22 protein-coding genes and 1 pseudogene are annotated in these 24,244 nt (G+C 67.8%); 9 read left to right on the top strand and 14 right to left on the bottom strand.

The window, feature by feature from the left end:
- Positions 1-39 precede the first annotated feature (39 nt).
- Positions 40-1,491, bottom strand: a complete 1,452-nt coding sequence (locus tag SPR02S_RS29395) for an NCS2 family permease (RefSeq protein ID WP_019060606.1) — start codon at positions 1,489-1,491, stop codon at positions 40-42.
- 263 nt (positions 1,492-1,754) lie between these two features.
- Between SPR02S_RS29395 and SPR02S_RS29390 the strand changes: the two genes are divergently transcribed.
- From SPR02S_RS29390 to SPR02S_RS29380, 3 genes are all read left to right on the top strand, one after another.
- The gene (locus SPR02S_RS29390) at positions 1,755-2,321 is read left to right on the top strand and encodes a SigE family RNA polymerase sigma factor (RefSeq protein WP_019060605.1); all 567 of its coding nucleotides are present in this window, start codon (positions 1,755-1,757) and stop codon (positions 2,319-2,321) included.
- Positions 2,318-3,169 carry a hypothetical protein gene (locus SPR02S_RS29385; RefSeq protein ID WP_019060604.1) on the top strand — a complete coding sequence of 284 codons (852 nt, stop codon included), beginning with the start codon at positions 2,318-2,320 and terminating at the stop codon, positions 3,167-3,169. The genes SPR02S_RS29390 and SPR02S_RS29385 overlap by 4 nt, the downstream gene beginning before the upstream one ends.
- 94 nt (positions 3,170-3,263) lie before the next feature.
- Positions 3,264-4,955 (top strand): rhamnogalacturonan lyase B N-terminal domain-containing protein, encoded by a 1,692-nt coding sequence (locus SPR02S_RS29380; protein WP_019060603.1) that lies wholly within the window; start codon positions 3,264-3,266, stop codon positions 4,953-4,955.
- Between the two features lie 72 nt (positions 4,956-5,027).
- On the opposite strand, the gene SPR02S_RS29375 is transcribed toward SPR02S_RS29380, so the two are convergent.
- On the bottom strand, positions 5,028-5,978 hold the full coding sequence (locus SPR02S_RS29375; protein ID WP_019060602.1) for a MerR family transcriptional regulator: 951 nt from the start codon (positions 5,976-5,978) through the stop codon (positions 5,028-5,030).
- Between the two features lie 140 nt (positions 5,979-6,118).
- Between SPR02S_RS29375 and SPR02S_RS29365 the strand changes: the two are divergent.
- A pseudogene (locus SPR02S_RS29365) lies at positions 6,119-6,490 on the top strand (PIN domain-containing protein); the annotation flags it as partial.
- A gap of 233 nt (positions 6,491-6,723) precedes the next feature.
- Here SPR02S_RS29365 and SPR02S_RS29360 read toward each other — a convergent pair.
- Positions 6,724-6,912: a hypothetical protein gene (locus SPR02S_RS29360; protein WP_019060600.1), complete on the bottom strand. Its 189-nt coding sequence runs from the start codon at positions 6,910-6,912 to the stop codon at positions 6,724-6,726.
- Positions 6,913-7,060: 148 nt separating this feature from the next.
- On the opposite strand from SPR02S_RS29360, the gene SPR02S_RS56590 reads away from it, so the two are divergent.
- Both SPR02S_RS56590 and SPR02S_RS56585 read left to right on the top strand, forming a co-directional pair.
- A complete protein-coding gene (locus SPR02S_RS56590; protein ID WP_078623030.1) occupies positions 7,061-7,969 on the top strand; it encodes an alpha/beta hydrolase in 909 nt (302 codons plus the stop codon).
- Positions 7,954-8,262, top strand: coding sequence for a hypothetical protein (locus tag SPR02S_RS56585; RefSeq protein WP_026150958.1), 309 nt, complete (start codon positions 7,954-7,956; stop codon positions 8,260-8,262). Before SPR02S_RS56590 ends, SPR02S_RS56585 begins: the two co-directional genes overlap by 16 nt.
- Before the next feature lie 69 nt (positions 8,263-8,331).
- Here the strand turns inward: SPR02S_RS56585 and SPR02S_RS29345 are convergent, their stop codons facing one another.
- Positions 8,332-9,486 carry a right-handed parallel beta-helix repeat-containing protein gene (locus SPR02S_RS29345; protein ID WP_019060597.1) on the bottom strand — a complete coding sequence of 385 codons (1,155 nt, stop codon included), beginning with the start codon at positions 9,484-9,486 and terminating at the stop codon, positions 8,332-8,334.
- A gap of 249 nt (positions 9,487-9,735) precedes the next feature.
- Between SPR02S_RS29345 and SPR02S_RS29340 the strand changes: the two genes are divergently transcribed.
- Positions 9,736-11,964, top strand: a complete 2,229-nt coding sequence (locus SPR02S_RS29340) for a glycoside hydrolase family 43 protein (RefSeq protein WP_019060596.1) — start codon at positions 9,736-9,738, stop codon at positions 11,962-11,964.
- Between the two features lie 12 nt (positions 11,965-11,976).
- Here the strand turns inward: SPR02S_RS29340 and SPR02S_RS29335 are convergent, their stop codons facing one another.
- The gene (locus SPR02S_RS29335; RefSeq protein WP_019060595.1) at positions 11,977-12,768 is read right to left on the bottom strand and encodes an HAD family acid phosphatase; all 792 of its coding nucleotides are present in this window, start codon (positions 12,766-12,768) and stop codon (positions 11,977-11,979) included.
- Between the two features lie 202 nt (positions 12,769-12,970).
- Between SPR02S_RS29335 and SPR02S_RS63290 the strand changes: the two genes are divergently transcribed.
- On the top strand, positions 12,971-13,111 hold the full coding sequence (locus tag SPR02S_RS63290; RefSeq protein ID WP_019060594.1) for a hypothetical protein: 141 nt from the start codon (positions 12,971-12,973) through the stop codon (positions 13,109-13,111).
- A 117-nt stretch (positions 13,112-13,228) separates the two neighbouring features.
- Positions 13,229-13,495, top strand: a complete 267-nt coding sequence (locus SPR02S_RS29320) for a hypothetical protein (RefSeq protein WP_019060592.1) — start codon at positions 13,229-13,231, stop codon at positions 13,493-13,495.
- Between the two features lie 73 nt (positions 13,496-13,568).
- Here SPR02S_RS29320 and SPR02S_RS29315 read toward each other — a convergent pair whose 3' ends face one another.
- From SPR02S_RS29315 to SPR02S_RS29275, 9 genes are all read right to left on the bottom strand, one after another.
- The gene (locus SPR02S_RS29315) at positions 13,569-14,672 is read right to left on the bottom strand and encodes a right-handed parallel beta-helix repeat-containing protein (RefSeq protein ID WP_026150957.1); all 1,104 of its coding nucleotides are present in this window, start codon (positions 14,670-14,672) and stop codon (positions 13,569-13,571) included.
- Positions 14,673-14,703: 31 nt separating this feature from the next.
- Positions 14,704-15,765: a pectinesterase family protein gene (locus SPR02S_RS29310; RefSeq protein WP_373283349.1), complete on the bottom strand. Its 1,062-nt coding sequence runs from the start codon at positions 15,763-15,765 to the stop codon at positions 14,704-14,706.
- 7 nt (positions 15,766-15,772) lie between these two features.
- Positions 15,773-16,939, bottom strand: coding sequence for a pectinesterase family protein (locus SPR02S_RS29305; protein WP_019060589.1), 1,167 nt, complete (start codon positions 16,937-16,939; stop codon positions 15,773-15,775).
- A 24-nt stretch (positions 16,940-16,963) separates the two neighbouring features.
- Positions 16,964-18,274, bottom strand: coding sequence for a pectate lyase family protein (locus SPR02S_RS29300; protein WP_026150955.1), 1,311 nt, complete (start codon positions 18,272-18,274; stop codon positions 16,964-16,966).
- Between the two features lie 17 nt (positions 18,275-18,291).
- Positions 18,292-19,080, bottom strand: a complete 789-nt coding sequence (locus tag SPR02S_RS29295) for a rhamnogalacturonan acetylesterase (RefSeq protein WP_026150954.1) — start codon at positions 19,078-19,080, stop codon at positions 18,292-18,294.
- A 92-nt stretch (positions 19,081-19,172) separates the two neighbouring features.
- On the bottom strand, positions 19,173-20,510 hold the full coding sequence (locus SPR02S_RS29290; RefSeq protein WP_026150953.1) for an ABC transporter substrate-binding protein: 1,338 nt from the start codon (positions 20,508-20,510) through the stop codon (positions 19,173-19,175).
- 140 nt (positions 20,511-20,650) lie between these two features.
- Entirely contained in the window at positions 20,651-22,162 is a 1,512-nt protein-coding gene (locus SPR02S_RS29285) for a glycoside hydrolase family 43 protein (RefSeq protein ID WP_019060585.1), read from the bottom strand.
- An 8-nt stretch (positions 22,163-22,170) separates the two neighbouring features.
- Positions 22,171-23,016, bottom strand: a complete 846-nt coding sequence (locus SPR02S_RS29280; RefSeq protein ID WP_019060584.1) for a DUF6807 domain-containing protein — start codon at positions 23,014-23,016, stop codon at positions 22,171-22,173.
- Positions 23,016-24,233: a Gfo/Idh/MocA family protein gene (locus SPR02S_RS29275; RefSeq protein ID WP_019060583.1), complete on the bottom strand. Its 1,218-nt coding sequence runs from the start codon at positions 24,231-24,233 to the stop codon at positions 23,016-23,018. The genes SPR02S_RS29280 and SPR02S_RS29275 overlap by 1 nt, the downstream gene beginning before the upstream one ends.
- Positions 24,234-24,244 lie beyond the last annotated feature (11 nt).

Below are 24,244 nucleotides of genomic sequence, written 5' to 3'. Positions count from 1 at the left end.
GACCAGTCACGACGGACCGCAACTGATCGCGCACCCTCGCTACTTGACGCCCAGAATCTGCTCCACGGGGTCGATGGCGAAGTACACCAGGAACAGCGCCGACACACCCCACAGCAACCAGTTGATCTCCTTCGCCTTACCAAGCACCGCCTTGATCACAACGTAGGAGATGAACCCGGCACCAATGCCATCGGTGATCGAGTACGTGAACGGCATCACGGCGATGGTGAGGAACGCCGGAATCGCGATCTCGTACTTGTCCCAGTCGATGTGCTTCACGTGGGTCATCATCAGGAACCCGACGGCGATCAGCGCGGGCGCGGCGGCCTGCAACGGCACGATCGTGAGCAACGGCGTAAGGAACAACGCCAGCCCGAACAACCCACCGGTGATCAGATTCGAGAACCCGGTACGCGACCCCTCACCGACCCCGGACGCCGACTCGATGTACGCGGTGTTGGAGGACGCGGACCCGAGCCCACCGGCGACAGCGGCCGCGCCGTCGATGAACAGGACGCGACCGATGTTCGGCACCTGACCTTCCTCGTCCAGCAGACCGGCCTCCGCGCTGATACCGACGATCGTGCCCATCGCGTCGAAGAAGTCCGACAGGATCAGCGTGAAGATCAGCAGGACGACAGTGATCGCGCTGGTCTCGCCGAACGCGCCGAACAGGCTGAAGTGACCGATGAGTCCGAAGTCGGGCGCTTCCACGATCTTGTCCGGCACCTTGGGAGTCATCAGACCCCAACTCTTGATGTCGGCAACCGAGTTGATGATGATCGCGAGGACGGTCATCGTGACGATGCTGATCAGGATCGCGCCCTTCACCTTGCGGGCGACGAGCGCGATGGTCAGCAGGACACCGAGACAGAAGACGAGGACGGGCCAGCCGGCCAGATGACCGACGGCGCCGAGCTGCACGGGGACCGTGGTCTGCGCGACGTCCGGTATACGACTGACGAAGCCCGCGTCGACGAAGCCGATGAACGCGATGAACAGCCCGATGCCGACGCCGATGGCCTGCTTGAGCTGTTGCGGGATGGCGTTCATGATCGCTTCGCGCAGCCCGGTGAGGACCAGGACGCAGATCAGGACGCCCTCGATGACGACGAGGCCCATCGCGTCGGGCCAGCTCATCAGCGGTGCCAACTGGAAGGCGACGACGGCGTTGAGACCGAGGCCCGCGGCGATGGCGAGCGGCAGATTGCCGCCGACACCCATGATGACCGTCATCACACAGGCCACCAGGGCGGTGGCGGTGACGAGTTGGCCGGTGTCGAGGGTGTGGCCGAACTTGTCCTTGGCGCTGCCCAGGATGATCGGGTTCAGGACGAGGATGTAGGCCATCGTGAAGAACGTGGCGAATCCGCCGCGTACCTCACGGCCGAAGGTGGATCCCCGTTCGGAGATCTTGAAGAACCGGTCGACACCGTTCGCCGCCGGTGGTTCGGCACTTGGCCGGTCGGCCACCTTCTGTGACTCGGACATGCGGGTACTCCTCGTGGCTTCAATGATCGTGCGCGGATGCTGGCTGGATTGTTCCCGCGTTGAACCTGTTTCAGGTTTTCCCCGTGTTACGGAATCAGGGTCGGCCTGCCAGCCCGTGGTCGACTGGTCAGACGCTGTTCGAAGGTCTGTACCAGATCGGCCAGTTGATCACTGCTACGCTTCCGGATCTCGTCGGGATCATCCCCGAACAAACACGTGTCAGCTACATGACACTCACAAACCGCAGCGAGGAGAGGTCCGCCGTGGGCACAGTCGTCGACGACGCCGCCTCCGAGGAGTTCCACGCCTTCTTCGAGCGCCACTACGCCGAACTGTCCAGGCTCGCCCACCTGTTGACGGGTGAGGCGGACGCCGCCGACGATCTCGCGGCCGACGCGCTGCTCGCGCTCTGGCACCGCTGGGACCGGGTGCGCGCCGCCGACCATCCCGCGGCCTACGCCCGTGGGGTCGTCGCCAATCTGGCCCGCACCCGGATCCGCAGCGCGGTGCGTGAGCGGCGGCGGGTCGCCCTGTTCTGGTCGCAGCGCGAGGAGAAGACCGAGAACCCGGACGTGGCCGGCGTGGTCGACGTCCAAGAGGCCCTGCGCAGACTGCCGTTCCGCAAGCGGGCCTGTGTGGTGCTGCGGCACGCGTTCGACCTGTCGGAGAAGGACACTGCGCTCGCCCTCGGTGTTTCCGTCGGTACGGTTAAGAGCCAGACGTCGAAGGGGATGGCGGAGTTGCAGCGGTTGCTCGGTCCGCAGAGCCCTCCGCTGCGGATGCACGCGGCGCTGGCACGCGGCGGCGAGAGTGGAGGGAGGACCCGATGAGGCATCAGGACGTGCACGACGACGAGTTGATCGCCCGGCTGCACGAGGCGGCCGAGGGGCACGAACCCGACCGCTCCCGCATCCTGGCGCGACTCGAACGCGGCATGGCCGCGCAGTCCCGCCCCGACCACCGGGCCACCCGGCCACCCGTGTTCGGCTGGGTGCGGGTGGTCAGCGCCACGGCCGCGGTGGCGAGCGTCCTCGCGATCGGCGGCTACGCGGTGGCGTCCGCGGTGAAGAACAACTCCCCCGCCGAGCAGACGGTCTCCGTCTCACCGACGCCCACGCCCACTCCGTCGCCGGACGCGACGAGCCGTACGCCGGTCAAACCGGTTGCCCCGAAGCCGAGTTCAGGCTCGGGCGACACCTTGCACAGCTCCCCGAACGCGAGCGCCTCGCCGACGGAGTCCCCGACCGCCTCCACACCCGCGCTGCCGCCCGCCTCCGGTACCCAGGACGGCCCGCTCTGGTCGGACGGTTCGATCGACCCGGGCAGCAACGACTTCTGGGCGCAGAGCGATGTCACCCTGAAGACGAGCAAGCAACTCACGTCGCTCACCGTCCAGTTGAAGGTCAGGCTGACCGCCGGGGTCACCTCCGCGGGCGCCTGGCGCTCACTGCCCGAGCAGGACTTCACGCAGACGGTGACGGAGCAGGACGGGTTCCTGGTCTACACGTGGGTGCTCAAGAAGGGTCGTACGGTCGCGGTCGGGGACTGGGTCTTCGCCGGGCAGTACAACCATGCGCGCGGCGGCCGGGACGCCAAGGACGACAGCTACTCGGCGGCGGGCACGGCGGCCGGCCAACAGCTCGCGGTGAAGGGCGACTTCGCGGCGCAGAAGTCGTAGAAGGAAATCTCAAGAGGGCGGCAACCCTTTCTCCACCGGTGACGACCAAGAGGCGCAAGGTTCCTCTCGCACGGAGTCACACGGAGCAAGTCGCTTGAGCACGCACAACTCGCACAAGAAGCACCTCACCCGTAGGCGGGTGCTCGGGGCCTCCGCGATCGGTGTCGCCGCCACCGGCGCGGCCGTCGCGGGCGGCACCGGCCTCCTCTCGTCCGCCAACGCCGCCGCCTTCGGCTACACCGACGACGGCTCCAACTACGTGATCACCACGGGCAGTTCACTCATCCTCAAGGTCTCCAAGTCGACCGGTGATCTCACGTCCCTGGCCTACAAGGGCAAGGAGTACGAGGGTTACGGCGGCAGGCACTCGCATGTCGAGTCCGGGCTAGGCGCTTCGACGGTCACGATCAAACAATCAGGCTCGACGATCCTGGTGAAGGTCGTGCACGGCGCGATCACCCAGTGGTACGCGGCCCGCAGCGGCGAGAACAACGTCTACCTGTGGACGAACAAGGCGGACGCGTCCTTCACCGCGACCCGGTACATCGTGCGGGTGAAGGCGGGGGTGTTCCCCAACTCCGGTTCGGACGCGTGGGATTCGACCACCGACACGATCACCGAGGCCGGTGACGTCTGGAAGCACCCCGACAGCACGACCCGCTCCAAGCACTACTCGGGCAAGCGGACCATCGACTACGACCACGTCGGCTTCACCACCGGCTCGGTCGGCCTGTACCTAGTGCGCTCCAACCACGAGAAGGCATCCGGCGGCCCGTTCTACCGCTCGCTGCTGCGCCACTCGAACGAGGGCGGGGCGGGACTGTACGAGATCCTGCACTACAACGAGGCCCAGACGGAGCCCGAACGCTTCGGTCTGCAGGGCCCGTTCGTGGTGACGTTCACGGACGGCGGAACCCCCTCGCCCTCCCTCTCGGCGGCGAACCTCGACACCTCCTGGGTGGACTCGCTGGGCATCAAGGGCTGGGTCGGCAAGGCGGGCCGGGGCAAGGTGGCGGGCGTCGGCCTGAAGGGCATGGACGCCAACTACCCCTACACGGTGGGCTTTTCGAACACCAACGCGCAGTACTGGGCGAAGGCCGCGGCCGGCACCGGCGCCTTCTCCTGCAAGGGGATGCTGCCGGGGACGTACACGCTGACCGTCTTCAAGGGCGAACTCGCCGTGCACAGCCAGTCGGTGGCGGTGACAGCGGGCGGTACGACGTCCCTGCACACCCTGAACATCACGGGCGACCCCTCCACCGCGTCGACCGTATGGCGGCTCGGCAACTGGGACGGCACACCAGGCGAGTTCAAGAACGCCGCGCTGATGACGTACGCGCACCCCTCGGACGCCCGGGCGGAGAAGTGGACCGGGAACGTCACGATCGGGAGCGGGAGCGAGGCCGCGTCCTTCCCGGCGTACATCTGGAAGGACGTCAACAACGGGGTACTTGTGTACTTCAAGCTCACCGCAGCACAGGCCGCCGCAGCGCACACCCTGCGGGTCGGGGTGACGACGGCGTACATCAACGCCCGCCCCCAAGTCACCGTGAACGACTGGGTCTCGGCCATTCCCACCCCTCCCACCCAACCCTCGACGCGCGATCTCACCACGGGTTCCTACCGCGGAAACAACCACACCTTCGTTTTCAACGTCCCTTCCAGTGCGTGGAGTTCGGACGCGACGCAGTACAACGTGTTGAAGATCAATGTCGTCAGTGGTTCGACGGGGTCGGGGTTTCTCAGCCCGGGCACGTCGTTCGACTGCATTGACCTGCTGACCTGAGCCCCCCTCGGTCAGCAGAGCAACGCCCCTGCCGGTGACGACCGGTGGGGGCGTTGCGTTGTGCCCTGGATCTCAGGGACTCGTACGCCCCGGTGTCCGGACACGCAGAGCCTGGACGGACCAGTCGAGGACGGGGGCGAGACTTTCCGGTGCCGTCCAGCCGTTGACCACCGCGAGGAGCTGGAGATATCGCTCCCTGCGGGGGTCGTTGACGCTCTCCAGCCGCGTCGCCAACTGGGTGCGGAGCTCGATGTCGTCGGAGCGGCCGAGGAGGTGGGCGTAGTGCGCCGTGAACGACGCGACGAACGGATCGGCCTGGGGTGAGGTCGGGTCGACGCCGGCGGTGAGGGCCGGGCCGACCTGGTCGCGGACGGCTGCGGCGATGTCGCGGCGCGGAACCGTCGTATCCCTTCGGGCCTGCTCGGCCGCCTGCTCCTCGGCCATCCGCCGTACGGAGGCACGGAAATCCGGGTCCAGGGACAGTTCGGCCAACTCTACCCACGCCTGGACCTGTTCGGCCTCCGGGTTGTCAGGCAGCTCGGGGGTCATCGAGCGCCTGGCCCCCGCGAATGCGGGAGCGGCGTCAAGGCCGCCGAAGACGGCGTCGAGGAACTCGCCGATCAGGTATCGGCGTTCGTCCTCGGAAAGCTGGGCCAGCCTGTGCATGAGTTCCGTCTCCTCAGGTGTGGACCCGCGCTCGGCCACCGCCATCAACACCGCGCGCCGTATACGCAGGACCCGGATCTGCACGGCCAGCGCTTCGGCGTGCGCCGCGGCGACCTCGGGCAGCGAGAGCTCCCGGTCCACGACCTTGCGGATCGTGGAGAGGTCAACTCCCAGCTCGCGCAGGGTCCTTACAAGGTCCAGGCGTGCGACGGCGTCGATGCCGTAGAGGCGGTGGCCGGCCGGGCTGCGGTCCGTCGGCGCCACGATTCCGCGATCGGAGTAGAACCGGATGGTCTTGACCGTAAGACCGGTCCGCCGAGCGAGTTCACCGATCGAGTGAAGCGTGTCGCCGTCCATGCCCCCCACCTTCGCGTCTCCCCTTACTGGAGACTCAAGCCCCTTCGCCTGCCGGCGGGCAACCATGTCAAAGGTCCTTTGCGAGCCGGACTCCAAGGGAGATCCCGGTCCAGAGGGAGGTGACCAGGCCGACGATCCCAGCGCATGAGGCGATCATGTCCGCCGGACTTCTGGTCATGTCCCCGCTCCTGCTGGCGAAACTCGATCACGTCGCTACGCGCGAGCTCGGGCGTGAGGCCGCCATCAGCGCGGTCGATGACCTCCGGCGTTGGATGAGCCGAGGCCGGGTCGCCATGCCCGAGATCACGGAGGGCCACGTGGGCGCCGCCCCATCCGTCCGCGTCCGCTACGGCGCACTGGATCTGGACCTCACCGATGCTGTGAACATGCCGTTGGCAGCGGACTACGACACCGACACGATCCTCGCCCTCGACCGGCGCGACTTCCGTGCCGTACGTCCTCTCGGCCGGCACAAGGCATTCCGCGTCCTGCCCGCTGATCTGCCGCTGTGACGAGGGAACGGCAGGCTGCGATCTTCTGGTGCGGGATATTGCGGCATGAACGGTGAAGCCGGGCTGCACACTCCTCGACGAGCTTTAGCGAAGAACAACCCCAGGTCTCTGGCCCGGGGGCGAACTCTGGAGCGGGTGCCGAGAATCGAACTCGCACTCCAAGCCCGAGAAGCTCGGGTGTTCCAGGACCGCGTACACAGCCGGCCTGAATCAGTGCCGCGTTGCGGTCGTCGCTAGACCACCCTGCCCTTGCCCAGCGAGTCACCCAACGACTTGAACATCCGTGCCAACCGTGCGTCCGCCTCTGGCGGCGGTTCCGTGATAGGTGCGCCGGCGGCGATGTGCTCACCCACCAGCCACAGCACCTCGTACAGGTCCTCGGCGGTGTCACGATCGAGGCGCAGGACAATGTCATCGGTCATGACCGCAAGCTATCGCCTGAAGGGGGAGACACGAGGCGTGGGCCGCGGCTGAGCCGCTTCGTCCCGAAGCAGGACAGAGACGTCGAGCCGTCCGGGGTAGGTCCTAAATCCCTTTGAGACGGTCGCGGTCTCTCCTATGTTGGCCCGCGTGACGATCGAGGTGCCCTACCAGCCAATTCCGGTCGGCCAGACGGACGTTCACTACGCCCACGGCCCCGACTCGGCTCCACAGCCGGACGTGCCCGTCGGGGAGACGGTCGAGTCCGACTGGAACGACAGCGCGATCTACCCGGGCACGTCACGGAAGTTCTGGGTCCATGTGCCCGCGCGGTACGACCCGGCCGAGCCGGCGTCGCTGATGGTGTTCCAGGACGGGTGGTGGTACCTGGACCCCGCAGGGGAGGTCCGCGGCGCGACAGTCCTGGACAACCTCGTCCACCGTGGGGACATCCCGGTCACCATCGGCGTGTTCGTCGACCCCGGCGTCTTCACCGACGCCGAGGAACCGAAGAACCGCAACACCGAGTACGACGCCTACGACGATGCGTATGCCGGCTTCGTTCTGAACGAGATCATCCCCGAGGTCAGGAAGCACTACTCGATCGCCGAGGACCCGGATCGATGGGGCATCTGCGGTGGCAGCAGCGGCGGCAACTGCGCCTTCACCGCGGCGTGGCTGCGCCCGGACAAGTTCCGCCGCGTCATCGGGTACCTGTCCAGCTTCGCGCAGATGCCGGGCGGCAACCCGTACCCCGAGGTCATTCCCCGCGTTCCCCGCAAGCCGCTGCGGATTTTCCTCCAGGCAGGCCATCGTGACCTGCGCTGGAACGAGCCCGAGGCGAACTGGCTCGCCGCCAACCTGCGTGTCGCGGCCGCGCTCGCAGAAGCCGGCTACGACTTCCGCCTCGTCCTGGGGGACGGCGGCCACAGCCCCAACCACGGTGGTGTCCTGCTGCCCGACGCCTTGCGCTGGTTGTGGCGGTCCGACGTCGGTGATTCCCCGGGTTGCTGTCCTTCGTCGCCGTACAGCAGGATCGAACGATGTCCCGAACAGTAGGCGAGCACACCGCCGACCCATGCCCTCGGTGCTTCGTTCACGCGGTCCGGCCGGGCGAGCCGACGGCTGTCGGTGGATGCGATGTGGTCGGCTACCTCTGCGATCGATGTGCGCATGCGTGGACTCGACCGGTCGAGGATGACCTGGACGTCTACGACATCGTCAGGGTGGACCTGACCGACGCCACGCTCTACGGCACCGTCTGGCAGATGGACGCCGATCGCGTCCTGGTGCGCGGTACGAGCGGTGAGTGGCTGCGGTGGGTCGAGCGCTGGAGGGTGATCGTCTACTGAAGACCCTCACGAGGCAGAGACCCCGGTCAACCCGCGGTGACGGGGTCCGGGGTCTCCTCACGCGTCAGGTCAGTCCATCGTCGCGCCGATCGTCGTAGAGCCCGTCGTCAGGAACGTCGTCGTCGGCAGCGTCCCGCTCGACGAACGGGCACCGTACGCCGTCGTCGCGTCCGTCGACTTGAAGGACGGGGCGGTGACCCGGCTGTCCCAGTTGTTGGCCGCGGAGACCGTGGCCGAACCGAGCTTGTCCAGGCCGCCCTTGTTGCCGACCGCGAGGTTCCGGGCCAGGCGGGCCTTGCTGGTGGCGAAGAAGAAGCCCGCCTCCGTGTTGGCGTACGCGGTGTTGCGGTTGAGGACGATCGCGCCGGTGTTGGAGTTCTCGGTGAAGCCGTTGAGGGTGTTGTCCCAGGCCGCGTTGTCGTTGACGACGTGCGCGACCGAGACGCCTCCGCCGCCGAGCTTGAAGCCGTTGCCGTTGCCCTCGAACGCGGAGTCGTTCCAGCGGTTCTTGCCGTTGCCGAACGCCCAGGAGTGCTCGATGGTGACCGGCGAGGAGAACTGCCACAGGTCGAGGCCGTCGTCCGAGTTGTTGTAGAGGCGGGCGCCGGTGACCTTGTTGCCGGTGCCGGAGCCGAACTTGATGGCGATGCCGTCGGCGTTCTGGCCGTGCCCGGCGGCGTCGTAGTTGCCGTAACTGTCCAGGTTCTGCACGAGGTTGTTCGTGGTGCCGTCGCCGCGCAGGGTGAAGCCGGAGTCACCGTTGTTCGCCGTCACCAGGTTTTTGAAGATGCCGCCTACCGACGACGTGGCTACGAAGCCCTGTGCCGGGGAGTTCTGGAACGTGAGGTTCTGCACCGTCCAGTAGTCGCCGTAGATTCCGGCCAGCCACTGGCCCGCGGGCAGCTTGGAGCCGTCGATCTTCACCTTCTCCGTGCCGTACGCCTGCAAGGTGATGCGGGCCGAACTGGTGCCGTTCGCCGTGGACTTGAGGGTCGCAGCCGGGGTGTAGGTGCCGGCGCGGACCTGGATCACCGTCCCCGCCGTGGCGTTGGCCACGGCCGACTCCAGCTGGGCGGTGGTGGACACGGTGACCGTCGGCGAAGCGGCTTGCGCGCCACCGCTGTTGAGGCCGAGGTAGACGCCGCCCGCCCCCGCGGCGACGGCCACCGCGGCGGCGATCGAGAGGGTGCGGGTCCTGCGGTGGCGTCCGGTGCTCGTACGCACGGCGTTGGTTCCTTTCCTGGATGACGAGGACGAAACGGGCCGGAGGGGCCGCCCCGGCCCGTTTCTGATCCCTGGTCGCCGCCGCGGCCGGAAAGGGTTGCCGCGGTCACGGGAAAAGGCGGGGGGAAGGAAGCGAAACTTTCGCTCCGGCCCGTCCCACCCGCACCGATTGACGCCCCGCACCTCGCTGGTGACACTCCGAAGGCACAGCCACTCAACAGAATCCCCCACACTCCCCCAGGATGTGCCATGCGACCCCGCACCGCCCGCACCCTCCTGCTCCCCTTCCTGGCCCTCCTCACCCTTCTCCTCGCCCTGCTCGCCGCCCCACCCAGTACCGCGCACTCAGGAGGACCGCCCGTGACCCACCCCAAGTACGCCGGCTACCTCTTCGCCTACTTCACCGGCGAGGGCACCGCCGACGGCGAACAGATCCGCTACGCCCTCAGCCGGGGCAACGACCCGCTGCACTGGCGGGAGTTGAACCAGGGCAAGCCGGTCCTGACGTCGACGATCGGCGAGAAGGGGCTGCGCGACCCGTTCGTGATCCGCTCCCCGAAGGGCGACAAGTTCTACCTGATCGCCACCGACCTGCGGATGTACCGGAACAGCAGCGGGAGTTGGGACGACGTCCAGCGGCACGGCAGCAAGTCCGTGATGATCTGGGAGTCGACCGACCTGGTCCACTGGACCGACCAGCGGCTGGTGAAGGTGGCCCCGGACAACGCGGGCAACACCTGGGCACCAGAGGCCTATTGGGACGACTCGCTCGGTGAGTACGTCGTCTTCTGGGCGTCGAAGCTGTACGCCGACGACGATCCCGAGCACACCGGCTCGACGTACAACCGCATGATGTACGCGACCACCAAGGACTTCCGTACTTTCAGCGCGCCGAAGGTCTGGGACGACCCCGGTTACTCCGTCATCGACTCAACTGTCGTGAAGTACAAGGACACTTACTACCGCTACACCAAGGACGAGCGCGACCCGTCGTCCAGCTCGCCCTGCTCGAAGTTCATCACCGGCGAGAAGTCGACCTCGCTGACCTCCACGTCGTACGACTTCGTCTCCGAGTGCATCGGCAGCGGTGCGATCGAGCGGGGCGAGGGGCCGACGGTGTTCAAGTCCAACACCGAGAAGAAGTGGTACCTGTTCGTCGACGAGTACGGGCTGCGCGGCTACGTCCCCTTCGAGACCACCGACCTCGACTCCGGCGAGTGGACCCCCTCCACGGACTACCAACTCCCGGCAAGTCCCCGGCACGGCACGGTACTTCCGGTGACACAGGCGGAGTACGACCGGCTGCTGGCCGCGTATCCCGCCACTCCGACGTCGGTCGTGGACGCGACGGCGGGCGGGCAGAAAGGGTACGCCGTCGTCACGGAGGCCTCGTCGAAGGTCGTGCTGCCGATGCAACCCGGCGCGGATCTGCGGCACTTGGCGCCCTCGCTGGCGATCGGCTCGGGCTCCACGATCAGCCCGCCGTCCGGCAAGCGACGCGACTTCCGCACACCACAGCAGTACACAGTCACGGCCGCGGACGGAACGAGCCGCACCTGGACGGTGGAGGCGGTGCCGACGCGAAGTCCCGTGCTGCCGGGGCTGACCGCCGATCCGGACGTGCACTATCTCGACGGGCAGTACTGGATCTATCCGACGAGCGACGGCTACGCGGGCTGGAGCGGGACGAGCTTCAAGGCGTACTCCTCAAGGGACTTGGTCCACTGGCGGGACCACGGAGTGATCCTCGACCTGGGGCCCGACGTCTCCTGGGCCGACAAGAACGCGTGGGCGCCGGCGATCGCGGAACGCGACGGGAAGTACTACTTCTACTTCTGCGCCGAGCAGCAGATCGGGGTCGCGGTGGCGGACTCGCCCGCCGGTCCGTTCAAGGACGCGCTCGGCAAACCCCTTGTGGCGAAGGGTGGTTCGTTCAGCGGCCAGATGATCGACCCGGCCGTCTTCACGGACGACGACGGGCAGTCGTATCTCTACTGGGGCAACGGGCACGCGTACGTGGTGCCGCTGAACGCGGACATGACGTCGTACGACGCGACGAAGGTGAAGGACATCACGGCGGGCGACTTCCGTGAGGGGTCCTTCGTGGTGAAGCGCAAGGGCACGTACTACTTCATGTGGTCCGAGGACGACACCCGCAGCGAGAACTACCACGTGGCCTACGCGACGGGACCGTCCCCGCTCGGTCCGTGGACCGAGCGGGGCACGATCCTGTCCAAGAACCCCGAGTACGGCATCCTCGGCACCGGCCACCACTCCGTGGTGAACGCTCCGGGGACCGACGACTGGTACATCGTCTACCACCGGTTCGCCCTGAACGGGCCGGGAAAGCCTGGTGGGGACGGCACCCACCGGGAGACCACGATCGACCGCCTACGGTTCGCGGCGGACGGCACGATCCTGCCGGTGGTGCCCAGCCTCGGGTCGGTCAGCCCCGTACCGACGACCCGTACGAACTAGCGAACTAGCGAACTAGCCGACGAAGTAGGTCGGGTTGGGGATCTTGTACGTCTTGTCGGCGTAGCCCCCGTCGAGGTCCGAGTACTGGTCGCCGAAGTTGGCGATGATGTTGTACCCGAGGTCCTCGATGTGCTTCCGGGTACCGGACTTGTACTGCACGGTGGTGCAGGTCCAGGTACCGGCGGTCGCGCAACCGCTCAAGTACGACGGCGGGTTGGCCGTGTTCTTGAGGAACATGTGGTCGGCGTCGAGGTTGACGTCGGCGCCGACCTTCTTCAGGTTGTCGACCGCGTAGGTGCGCTGCGCCTCGCTGAGACCCGAGTTGTAGAACACCGTGACGCCCTTGGACGCGGCGTACTTGACCAGCTCGGGGCTGCCGAAGACCTCCGGGCGGTTGGCCTGCGCGACGTACGCGGCCCAAGTGGCCGAGCTGTAGCCGTAGTTGTTCTTCTTCTCGTAGTCGAGGCTGAGCAGCAGCGTGTCGTCGATGTCGAAGACGACCGCGGGCTTGACGCCCTTGTGGTGCTTGCGCACGGCCTCGTCTATGTACTTCTTCGCCGACGCGTCGATGCGCGCCAGGTCCTTGGCGTACGGGCTGGTCGCCGAGGCCTGGTAGACGCCACCGCTGTCGAGCGCGGTGCCGTAGTAGGTGTCGATGTCCTTCGTCAACAGGCCGATGTTGTACGGCTCGTGCGTCGAGTTCGCCGTCGACTGACCGGCGGTGGCGACGCCACTGCCGTACAGGGCGGCACCGGCGACGACACAGGCGGCGCCGAGGGCGGCCGCTCTAAGGGACTTCCGCATGGAATCTCCGGATCTGGTTCCGATGGGTGATGCACCAGGTCAGAGACTGTCTACGCGCATCACGCGCCGGGCGCGAGGAGCGTTATCCGATCGATACGCAATCCACAGGGCGGGTAATTACCCGCGCATGGGCCTCACTTGACCTTCTCTTGGCGGGCCTCCCCTACCGTCGTGGACGCGACTGCGAACGGGGGAACGCGCGATGGGTGACGGCAACGACCCGGCCAAGGCCCTCATCAAGACCGCCGACATGGCGGACGGTCATGTCGGCAACGACGAGTTGATCGCCGGGATGTTCACCGAAGTGAAGGTCACCGATTCGGACGGTGCCGGTGAGCGTTGAGGACGAGGCCCGGAAGATCCTGCTGGATCTGGGCCTGTGGTGGCCGGAGGCCGACTCCGGGAAGCCGCGGTCGGCGGCCGCTGACACAGAACACATCACCGAAGGAGAACCGAGAACGTGATCGACATCGTCTTCGCCCTGGGCGGTCTGCTGGCTCTGTGGTGCGGACTGAGCTGGGCCTTCGATGTGCGGGGTATCACCACGCGGAGGTCCGAACGGATCCGGCTCAAGAACGAGGCGGCATGGGCGGCGATGGGGCGCCTCGGTGGTTCGCCCACCGTTTTCGCGACCGTCGGCTATCTGCGGTTCCTGGGTGTCGTCATGGCAGGTGCGGGGCTGCTGCTCCTGGTCGTGGCGTACGCCCTGTGGCACCTGTCCGCCTAACACTGATGTGGGCTCGGCCGACCTTCTGCGGCACCTCGACCGAGCCCACGCCGCCACACGTCAGTTCATGACGTCAGTTCATCGTCGCGCCGATCGTCGTGCTCCCCGTCGTCAGGAAGGTCGTGGACGGCAGCGTGCCGCTCGACGAACGGGCGTTGTACGTCGTCGACGCGTCCGTGGAGACGAACGACGGGGTGGAGATGCCGGAGTCCCAGTTGTTGCCGGCCGAGGTGACCGCGGAACCCTTGCTCACCGAACCGCCGCCGTTGCTCACCGCGAGGTTCTTGCCGAGTTTGGCGGAGCTGGTGGCGAAGTAGTAGCCCGAGCCGCTGTTGGCGTACGCGGTGGTGCGGTTGATGACGATGGCGCCGGTGTTGGAGTTCTCGGTGAACCCGTTGCCCGAATTCCCCCAGGCGGCCGAGTTGTTGACGACATGGGCGACGGTGACGCCGTTGCCGCCCAGCTTGTAGCCGTTGCCGTTGCCCTCGAAGGCGGAGTCGCCCCAGCGGTTGATCCCGTTGCCGAAGGACCAGCTGTGCTCGATGGTGACCGGCGACGAGAAGGACCACAGGTCGATGCCGTCGTCCGAGTTGTTGTACAGGCGGGCGCCGGTGACGAGGTTGCCGGTGCCGGAGCCGAACTTGATGGCGACCCCGTCAGCGTTCTGACCGTGCGTCGCGGCATCGTAATTGCCGTACGAGTCAAGGTTCTTGACGGTGTTGTTCACCGTGCCGTCGCCGGTGAGCGTGAAGCCGGAGTCGCCGCCGTTGATGGTCTTGACGTTGCTCCAGTTGGTGCCGGTGCAGGACTGGCAGACGACCGCGCTGTCCGGGGAGTTCTGGAAGGTGAGGTTGGAGACGTTCCAGTAGTCGGCGGTGAGCTTGAAGATCCAGGACCCCGACGGCAGCGACGAGCCGTCGATCTTGACCGTCTCCGAGCCGTACGCGGTGAGGGTGATCGGCGCGGAGGAGGTGCCGTTGGTCGTCGACTGGAGGGTGGCCGTCGGGTAGTAGGTGCCGGCGCGGACCTGGATGACCGTGCCGGCGGTGGCGTTCTTGATGGCGTTGGTCAGATCGGTGGAGTTGCTGACCACGACGGTCGCCGCGTGTGCCGGGGTGGCGATCACGGCGAGTCCGAGCGAGGCCGTGGTCACGGCGAGTGCGGTGAAGGTGCTGATACGACGCATGACGTGCGGGTCCTTTCGTCGATCAGAGTGGGCGGACGGGTCGCCAGTCACCGAGGTAGGCGGCAGGGGTGTGCAAGTCGGCCTCGGCGGGCGTGAGTTGGGGCCGGTTCTCCGGGACGGTGATCACGGAGCCCGGTCCCCTGTTGCGGTACTCGTGGAAGCGCATCGACTGCCAGGGGTAGGCGTCGCGCATGTTCGTGTAGGGCGCGACCGGGTCGATGCCGGGCCCGATCCGGGTGTCCCGCACGACGAGGGACGGCCAGGCCGTCGTCTCGTACGACGGGACCCACGGCCGGGCCAGCTTGTAGGCGGCGTCCTCGGCGCCGGAGGTGATCCGCGAACGGACCGCGAGGATGCCGTACGGGTTGGCACGGGCGGTGGACGGGGCGAAGACCATGCCCTTGGGCGTGAAGGCAACGTCCCGTTGGAGGGTGTGGAAGTGGCAGTCCGCGAAGACCGCCGTGGCCCGCCCGAAGACGAAGTCGACGTCCCCCTCGATGTAACAGCGGGAGAAGTACTGCCGGTTGAAGGCTTCCAGCGCCGTCGTGTCCACGAACAGCGTGTCCTGGTGGGCCAGAAGACGGACGTTCGAGAACCGCGAACGGTCCCCCGTCACATACGCGGCCACCGCCTGCGTCCCCGTGATCTCCGGATGGTCCGCGCGCAGCCAGTCGTTGGCGAGGGTCAGGTCGCGCACGGTCAGCCCGGGCGCCGCCGAGGTGAACGTCGCGGAGCCCGCCGTCCCGTACGTCCCCGAACCGTCGGGTTTCTGCGTCCCGTTGGCGTTGTCGTAGACGATGACGACGTCACGCGGATCACGAGTGGCACCGCGCAACGTCAACTCCCCCAGTCCTACGGGTACGTTGACGACCTGGCGATACGTCCCGGGGTGCACGGCGATCGTCCAGCCACCGCCCTCCACCGCGTCCAGGGCCGCCTGCACCGAGTCACCGGGCCGGACGTGCAGGACACGACGACGATCGAGGGCTACGGCAGGCCCGGCACCGGCGGCCACCAGCCCACCGGCGATTCCCACCGATCCCGTTACTCCCGCCAATCCCGTCAGAAGTGTGCGTCTGCGCAGGGTCATCTCAGCGCCTCCGCCCGGGTGTCCAGTCGCCGAGATACGCCTCGCGGGTCGCCGACTCGGCCTGTTCGGCGGTGAGTTGGGGCCGGTTCTCCGGGACACTGATCACGGCACCCGGGCCCGTGTTGCGGTACTCGGCGAACCGCTGGCTCTGCCAGGGATAGGTGTCCGACATGTTGGTGTACGGCGCCACCGCGTCGATCCCCGGACCCAACGCCGTGTCCCGCACGGTGAGCATCGGATGGGCGGTGGTGTCCGAGCCGGGCACCCAGGGACGGGCCAACTTGTAGTAGCCGCCCGGGGCTTCACTGCTCACGCGGCTGCGCGTCACCAGGTATCCGCGCGGGTTCGCGACGGCCGTGGAGGGCGCGAAGACGAAACCGTACGGTGCCGTCGCCAGGTCGGTGCGGTCGAGCGTGCGGAAGTGGCAGTGGTCGTAGACGGCGGTCGCCCGCCCGAAGACGAAGTCGACGTCTCTCTCGATGTAACAGCGCGCGTAGTACTGGCGGGCGAAGACGCCGAGGGCCGACGAGTCGGCGTACAGGGTGTCTTGATGGCCGAGGAAGTGGCAGTCGAAGAACGCCGAACGGTCGCCCTGCACCTTGATCGCGACCGCCTGGGTACCGGTGATGTCGGGGTGGTCGGCGCGCAGCCAGTCGTTGGCGAAGGTGATCCGGCGGGCGGTGAAGCCGCCGGTGCGGATGGTCGTGGTGGCCGAGCCGGTGGTGCCATAGGCGCCCGAACCATCCGGCTTCTGGGTGCCGTTGGCGTTGTCGTAGACGATGACGACGGCACCCGGGTCCGCACCGGCACCGAGCCAGGTCATCTCGCTCGCGGCGGCGGTGAGTTGGCCGGTCGCCGGGTCGGTGACTCCGGCGGTGACCGTCTCGCGGTAGACGCCGGGGGCGATGACCAGGGTGTATCCGGCGGTGGTCGCGGCCGACACGGCTCCCTGGACGGTGGTGAAGTCGCCCCGGCCGCGCGGATCGACGTACAGGGTGAGCGGGGTCAGGCGCGCGGCCGGTGAACCGTACCGGCCGAATGGGCGCGGCCGGCCGGCGGCCAAGGCGGGGGTCGAGGCGAGGCCGAGCGCGGCGCCGGCGGCGACGGTGCCCGCTGCGAGGAACCCCCGTCTGGACAAGGGGCGTTGGAGGTGGTCGGGCGAGGGCATGCGGGTGCTCCTTATGACGGAGGGTCAGCGCAGGCGACCCGCACCGGCGTTGTGGTCGACGACGTACGGCACGGCCCTCGCGGGGTCGATCTTCGTGCGCAGGGTCGGTGTCCAGCCCGCGCCGGACTGGAGGATCTCGGTGGGCACACCGGCGTTGTGGACGGCGATCAGGTCGGTGAGCTCGCCGTTGACGTAGTTGTCGTCGGCGGTGAGCGGCGCCTCGGACCACTTCTTGAGGATGGTGGCCTCGGAGATGCCGGCCGGGACGGTGAACGCGTTGTGCTCCGCGACGAGTTGGGACTCCAGTCCGATGCCGTAGCTGTAGCCGTATCCGGGCTCGGCGACGAAGTGGTTGTTGTAGGAGTCCACTTGGCCGAAGCGGACGCGGGGTGCGCGCTCGACCAGGTTGGAGAACAGGCTGTGATGGAGCGTCACCTTCAAGTGGCCCCGGTCGACCGCGGCGGTGGAGGCGCTGTCGCTGTTGCCGATGAGGATCGTCTTGTCGTGGTCGCCGAAGACGTTCCAGGAGGCGGTGACGTAGTCGGCGCCCTTGACGATGTCGAGTTCGCCGTCGTGCTGCTCGAAGATCCGCCCGAAGTAGGTGGGCAGCGTGCTGTCCGGGTGGTCGCCGTCGGTGAACGAGTCGTGGTCCAACCACACATGCGTGGAGCCGTAGATGACGGCACTGTCGTACTCGGAGTTCCAGTTGCCCGTGTCCCCGTCGGTCGGGTCCCACTGCGGGAAGCAGTCGAGCGGGCTCTCGAACGAGAGGTTCCGGACGATGACGTTGTCGACGGCCGTGATCTGCAGGCTGGCGCCCTTGAAGCCGGCGTTCCTGTCGACGCCGATGAGGGTGGTGTTGGCGGGGATGAAGGCCTTGATGGCGGTGTTCTGGTTGGCGGCGGAGACGCGGCGCAGGCCCTCGGGGCTGTCGGCGGGCTCGTTGTCGAGGTTCTGGTCGTAGCCCCAGACGGCGGGGTCGTAGGTGGCGAGGTACTGCGCGAAGTCGTGGCCGGGTGCGGCGAAGGAGTCGCAGCCCTCGGCGTTGGCGTCGATCACACCTTTCACTCTGATGATCTTCGGCGCGCTGCCGCCGGCGGCCAACGCGGCCTTGAAATCGGCCCAGTTGGTGACGGTGTAGACATGCTCGGCGGTCGCGCTCGCACCACCGCTGGTGCCGGTGCCGTAGGAGCCCCAGCCGTCACCGGCGCCGAGGGTCTGCCGGTCGAGGGCGCGCGGATGGGCCTGGGCCGTGGTCGTGGTGACGGCGAGGGCCAGGGCGGTGCAGCCCACCAGCGTCGCTATGACACGTCCATGACATTTCTGTGTGCGCATCGTGCGGGTCTCCTTGCCTACGCGTCCGAGGCGTCGCTCGCCTCGGGCCAGGTGATCCAGAACGGGGGAATCTCGTCGTGCAGCCGGACGAGCTCACGCGGCGCGAGCACCCGGGTGCGCGCCAACTCCCGCGCCACGAGCCGCGCCACGGCGATGGCGCCGGGCGGATTGAAGTGCGTGTTGTCCTGCTCGGTGTCGGTCCAGTTGAAGTAGACCTTCGTCTCCTCGACCCCGAGCCGCTGCCACAACGCGAGCGACAACGCCTCGATGTCGAGCAGCGCGACCCGCTCCTCCTGCGCGAGCGCCCGCATCGCCGCCGGGTAATCCCCGTGCGTCGGCAGCGCGTTGCCGTCGACGTCGAACCTGCGGCGCTCGACTGGGGTGGCGAGCACGGGCAGGGCGCCACGGCCCCGGGCCCCGTCGATGTAGAGCCGCAGACAGTCCTGGTAGGTCGTCCAGGGCTCGGTGTACCGGGTGGGGTCGGCGGTCTTCTCGTCGTTGTGCGCGAACTGGATGAGGAGGAGATCGCCGGGCTGGATGCCGGCGAGAATCGCGTCCAGCCGCCCCTCGTCGACGAAGCTCTTCGAACTCCGGCCATTTATGGCCTGGTTGGAAACCTTCACCCCCTTGCGCAGAAAGAAGGGGAGGGCCATTCCCCACCCGGTCTCCGGAGCTTCGATGACGTACTTCTGGGCAGCGGTGGAATCCCCGGCGATGTACAGAGTCCGATTCCGCCGAACACCGCCACCGCGTAAAGGAACGGCGGCGAGAGCAGCTAACGCGACTTGCCTACGGGTAAGAGACACAATGGGGCCACCTTTCGGTTTTTAGGGGCGCGGGGAACTGCGCGACCAGCCCCCACCGGCCCGCAGCCCCCCACAATCCGCAACCACCCAATTCAGTGGTTCTTCTTCCAGTCCGCCTGAGCCTTGTTCAACTGGTCGGCCAACGTGTCCAGAAACTCCTTCGCCGTCACCTTCCCCAACAACAGCTTCTGGAAGTTGGGCTCGTTGTCCGCCTTGGAGATCGTGTTCCAGTCCGGCAGGTAATACGGCAACTGCACAATCTTCGTGGACGCCCCGTTCAACGCCGCCGCAGCCAACTCCGTAGGCTCGGACTTCTGAATCCAAGCCGCACCGGCAGCATCCGTGTTGGCCGGAACCTGCCCCGCCGACTCGTTGTACTTCGAGTTCTCCGCCGCGGACACCGCGAACTCGATGAACTTCCAGGCCGCGTCCTTGTTCTTGCTGGACTTGAACAGACTCAGCCCGTCAACGGGGTTGGAGATCTGCACCCGCGTACCGTCGTCCAGCGTCGGATTGGGAATGCCCTTGAACTTGTCCGCGCCCAACGCCTTCAGGTGATCCTGATAGGACCCGAGGTTGTGACTCAGCATCCCGATCGTGCCGCTGTCCCACTGCGCGACCATTTTCGTGAAGTCGTTGTTGAGGTCGGCGGACGGGGTGTCCTTCTTGAACAGCCCGACGTACTTCGCCAACGCGGCAACATTCTTGGGGTCATTGACCGTGGTCTTGTCCCCGTTCCAGAACGACGTGATCCCGGTCTGCCCGTACACCGCGTCGAGCGCAGGCGCGATCGACCCCTCGCCACCCCGAATGGTGAACCCGAACTTGTTCTTCGCCTTGTCGGTGAGCTTGTCCGCGGCGGCGTAGAACTTCGACCAGGTGGTCGGCGCGTCCAACCCCGCCGCCTTGAACAGATCGGTGCGGTACCACAAGGTCCCGTTGTTGGCGGAGGTGGGAATCTGGTACAGCGTGTCCCCACCCCCCGCGCTCTTGCTGACGTCGAGCAGGTTCTGGCTCAACTTCCCGTTCAGGGAACTCGACTTGAGCCGACTGTCCAACGGCTCCAGCGCCCCCTGCACCGCGACCTCCGCGAGCACAGCCGTCCCCACACCGCCGACGTCGGGCAGCCCGCCGCCCTGGATCGCGGTGTCGTACTTGGACTGGGCGCTCGCGGCCGGTATCCCGACGTACTTGACCTTGATGTCGGGGTTCTTCTTCTCGAAGTCCGCGATGATCTGCTTCCAGATGTCGGTGCGGACACCGCCGTTGTTGTCCCAGAAGGTGATCGTGCCCTTGCCGGACCCCTCGTCGCCCTTGTCCCCCGCGGCGCCGCTGCCGTCGTCGCCGCACGCGGTGGCGGTCAGCGCGAGCACGGAGCCCAGGGCGACGGCCACGGCGGCACGCCTGCTTCTGCGGATGCTGGTCTTCATAGAGCGGCTCTCTTCTTGTGGATACGACGGTGTGATGGCCTCGCCGGCGGTGAGCAAGCGCTTGCCACGGAGGTGCGTCATTGCGACTCCCAACAGGCGTACGGGCAGGGCGAGTCAACGGAGCGAGTGAACAGGACGAGTTACTGGAGAGAACTGATCCGGAACCGCGTGAACGTGGCCGCGCCGGCATGTCCCGTGCCGACGGGCGCGAGCGAGAAGAGCCCGAGCAGGGCGCCGACCCAGCGCCAGGGGGTGGCGGCGAAGACCTGGCCGGTCGCACGCGGCCCGTCCCCGACGTCGTAGAAGAAACGGCAGCGCGCCCCGGTGCCGATCTCGATGCGGAGCCGGACGCGCCCCGAAGGGGCGAGGCTCGGCTCCCCCGCGTCGCGTTCGCGCTCGGCGACGGGTTCGGCGAAGCGGTGGACGAACATCGCTCTTCCGTCCGCGCCCCGCTCAAGCCCGATCCAGCTGTACGCGTCGCCGAGCACGGCGAGTCCGGCTCGCGCCCCCAACTCCTCGCTGTGCAGCCGCAGTTCGACCTCGACGGCGGCGGGCGTGCCGGGCAGGCGCTGGGTGAGGAGGTTCGGGAGCCTGCGCAGGTCGTGCGCGTCGGCCGTGCGGGCGCAGGTCAGGCGTAGGCCGTCGCCGGAGTGGTGGGTGGCCCAGCCGTCCTGCGGGTTAGCCGTCCACTGCCACTGGCGGCCGTACCGTCCGCCGGGGAAGTCGTCGTCGGTGGCTGGCGCGGCGGGCGGCTGCGGCGGGAGGTCGGGTTTCCGGTGTACGGCTACGGGGGCGCCCGCGTCACCGATGACCGGCCAGCCCTCGTCGTCCCAGCGCATCGGCTGGAGGTGGACCAACCGGCCGTAGGCGCCCCGCTGTTGGAAGTGCAGGAACCAGTCCTCGCCGGACGGGGTGCTCACCCACGCCCCCTGGTGGGGACCGTTGATGTCGGTGTCCCCTTGTTCCAGGACGACCTTCTCCTCGTACGGGCCGAAGAATCCGCGTGAGCGGAACGCGCCCTGCCAGCCGGTCTCGACTCCTCCGGCGGGGGCGAAGATCCAGTACCAGCCGTCGTGTTGGTGAACCTTGGGGCCCTCCAGGGTGAACCAGCCGGGGATGCGGTCCGCGTCGACGATCACTTTGCCGTCGTCGAGCAGGGTCGTGCCGTCGGGGTGCATACGGTGGCCGGTGAGGCGGTTCTTGATGCCCGCGCGGGACTTGGCCCAGGCGTGGACGAGGTAGGCCTCGTCGTTGTCGTCGTCCCACAGCGGGCACGGGTCGATGAGGCCCTTGCCCTCCTTGAGGAGGTGCGGGCGGGTCCAAGGGCCGCGTATCTCGGGGGCGTTGATCTGGAAGATGCCCTGGTCGGGGTCGCCCCAGAAGATCCAGAAGCGTTCGTCGTGGTATCTCAACGCCGGTGCCCACACGCCGCAGTCGTGCCGTGGGGTCCTGAACTCCGCTGCCGGTTCCAGGCGTTGGAGGGCGTGGCCGATCAGGGTCCAGTTGACCAGGTCGCGCGAGTGCAGCAGCGGCAGGCCCGGTACACGGCCGAAGCTGGACGCGGTGAGGTAGAAGTCGTCGCCGACGCGGATGACGTCCGGGTCGGACCAGTCGGCGTTCAGGACCGGGTTCGTGTACGTCTCGTGCGTCACTGGCTGAGTCACTGGCTGACCGCCTTCCGCACCAGCACCGACGCCTCGTCCGGGTCCAGGCGGCCGTCCGCGACGACGGTGACGACGCGTCGTACGACCGTGTCCCCAGGCGGTATCGGCAGCCGTTCGGCCGAGGCCAACGACGCGCCCACGCCCGGGTATTCGGCGGTGCGGACGAACCACGGGTCCTGGCGGGAGCGGCCCGTGGCGCCGGCGAAGACCAGCGTCCAACCGGTGCCGGCGAGCGCGAGCCAGTCGGCGCGGGTGCCGTGGATCTCCGGTGCGCCCTCGCGGTCGGCGGTGAAGACCTGCGGGGTCTCCGCCTCCTTGCGGGCCCGCCAGAAGAAGCCGCCGTACGCGGCTCCGGGGCGGCCGTTGGTGGCGGGGCTGCCGATGGAGAGCGGGGTCGGTGTCACGTTGGTGAGGGAGAACGTGAAGTCCAACGCCCAGGCCGTGTCGGTGAGTTCGGTGGCCGCGACCGTACGGCGCTCGCGCAGCAGCTCGGCGCCGGAGGCCATCCAGCGCAGTTCCTCCACGAAGCCGTCGGGGTCGCGGAGTTGGAAGGCGGAGTGGCGTTGCGCGCCGTGGTTGTCCAGTTCCGTGGGGCCCTGGTCGCGGACGTACGTGCGGCCGCCCCAGAAGTTGTGCCCCTCGACGTCGGGAACGGCGACACCGACGCCGAGGTGGTGGGTGTGGTCGACGGGACTGAGTTCGGTGACCGCCGTGCCGGCCAGGGTGGTGACGGGGTGCAGATACGGGCGCGGGGAGAGCCGCTCGGGCAGCTCGGGCCTGGTGACGTACCGGGCGACCGGGCGGCCCGCGACGCGCAGCACCGGGGTGTCGTGGGTGATCATCAGGTGCTCACCTCTTTCGGTGGGGCCCAGGAGGCGCCCAGCTCGGAGTAGAGGGCGAGGGTGTCGGCCGCCGCCGTGACCAGTGCGTCGATGCCGGGGACGACCCGGCGGTTCTCGGCGGTCAGCAAGTGCCAGGCATCGGTGGGGAGTTGGGCCGGGTCGGGAGCCTCGCGGATCGCTTCGACGACCTTCATGAAGGCGCCTGTCGCGTCCGGTTCGACCAACAGCTCGTCACCGTCGGTGAGATGGGCGACCAGGTTCTCCAGCAGGTCCGTGCTGCCGTACTCGAACTCCTCGGGGCCGTGGCCCGCTCGCTGGAGCAGGGCGCGGTCCTGCTTGTACCAGTAGGTGATCCGGCCCTCGCTGCCGTGCACCAACACGTAGGGCTCGCCGGGGTGTTCGGCGCACAGGGTGACGGCGACGGTGACCGGGCGGCCCTGGACGGTGGTGACGCGGACGCAGGAGGTGTCGTCGGACTCGATGTCGTTGGCGCGCACGAGTTCCGTCTCGATGCGGGTCACGTCCTCGGCGCGGGTCGTGCCGTTGAGGGCGAGGGCGGTGGCCACGGCGTGCGCGAGGGGGTTGGTGAGGGCGCCGTCGATCACGTCGACGCCGTTCAGGCGCCGCTTGCCCGCCCAGGGGGCACGTCGGTAGTACGCCTCGTCGCGCGCCCAGGCACCGGCGCCGCCGACCCCGGTCAGCGTGCCGATCGCGCCCTTGGCGATCAGCTCTCGGATCGCGGGCACGGCGTGTGAGCCGAGCGACTGGAACCCGATCTGGCAGGCCACCCCGGCGGCGGCGACCCCGTCGGCCATCCGGCGGAACTCGGCGTACGAGGGCGCGGGCGGCTTCTCCAGCAACAGGTGCACGCCTCGCTTGGCGGCGGCCAGGGCGAGGTCCGTGTGGGTCGGGATCGGGGTGCAGACCACGGCGACCTGGGCGCCGGTGGAGTCGAGGAGGGCGCCGAAGTCCGGTGACTGCGCGGGGAGTTCGCCACCGAACTCCTCCTCGGTCAGCGGGGTCAGCTCGCAGATTCCGACGAGGCGTACGAGGCCCTTGTCCTGGAGCCGGCGGATGTTCTCGACATGCCAGCGGCCGTGGCCCCGGGCGCCCGCGAGGACGATGGTGACGGGCGGGGCGAGGGGTGTGGGGCCAGGTGCGGCGAGGGGCGTGGTGCCGGATGCGGGAACGGTCGTAGGACCGGTGTTGGTGGTCATGGGATTCTCCC

Origin of the sequence: Streptomyces prunicolor NBRC 13075, assembly GCF_000367365.1 — a bacterium.
GTDB lineage: Bacteria > Actinomycetota > Actinomycetes > Streptomycetales > Streptomycetaceae > Streptomyces > Streptomyces prunicolor.
This window is presented reverse-complemented; position numbering and strand designations above follow the sequence as displayed.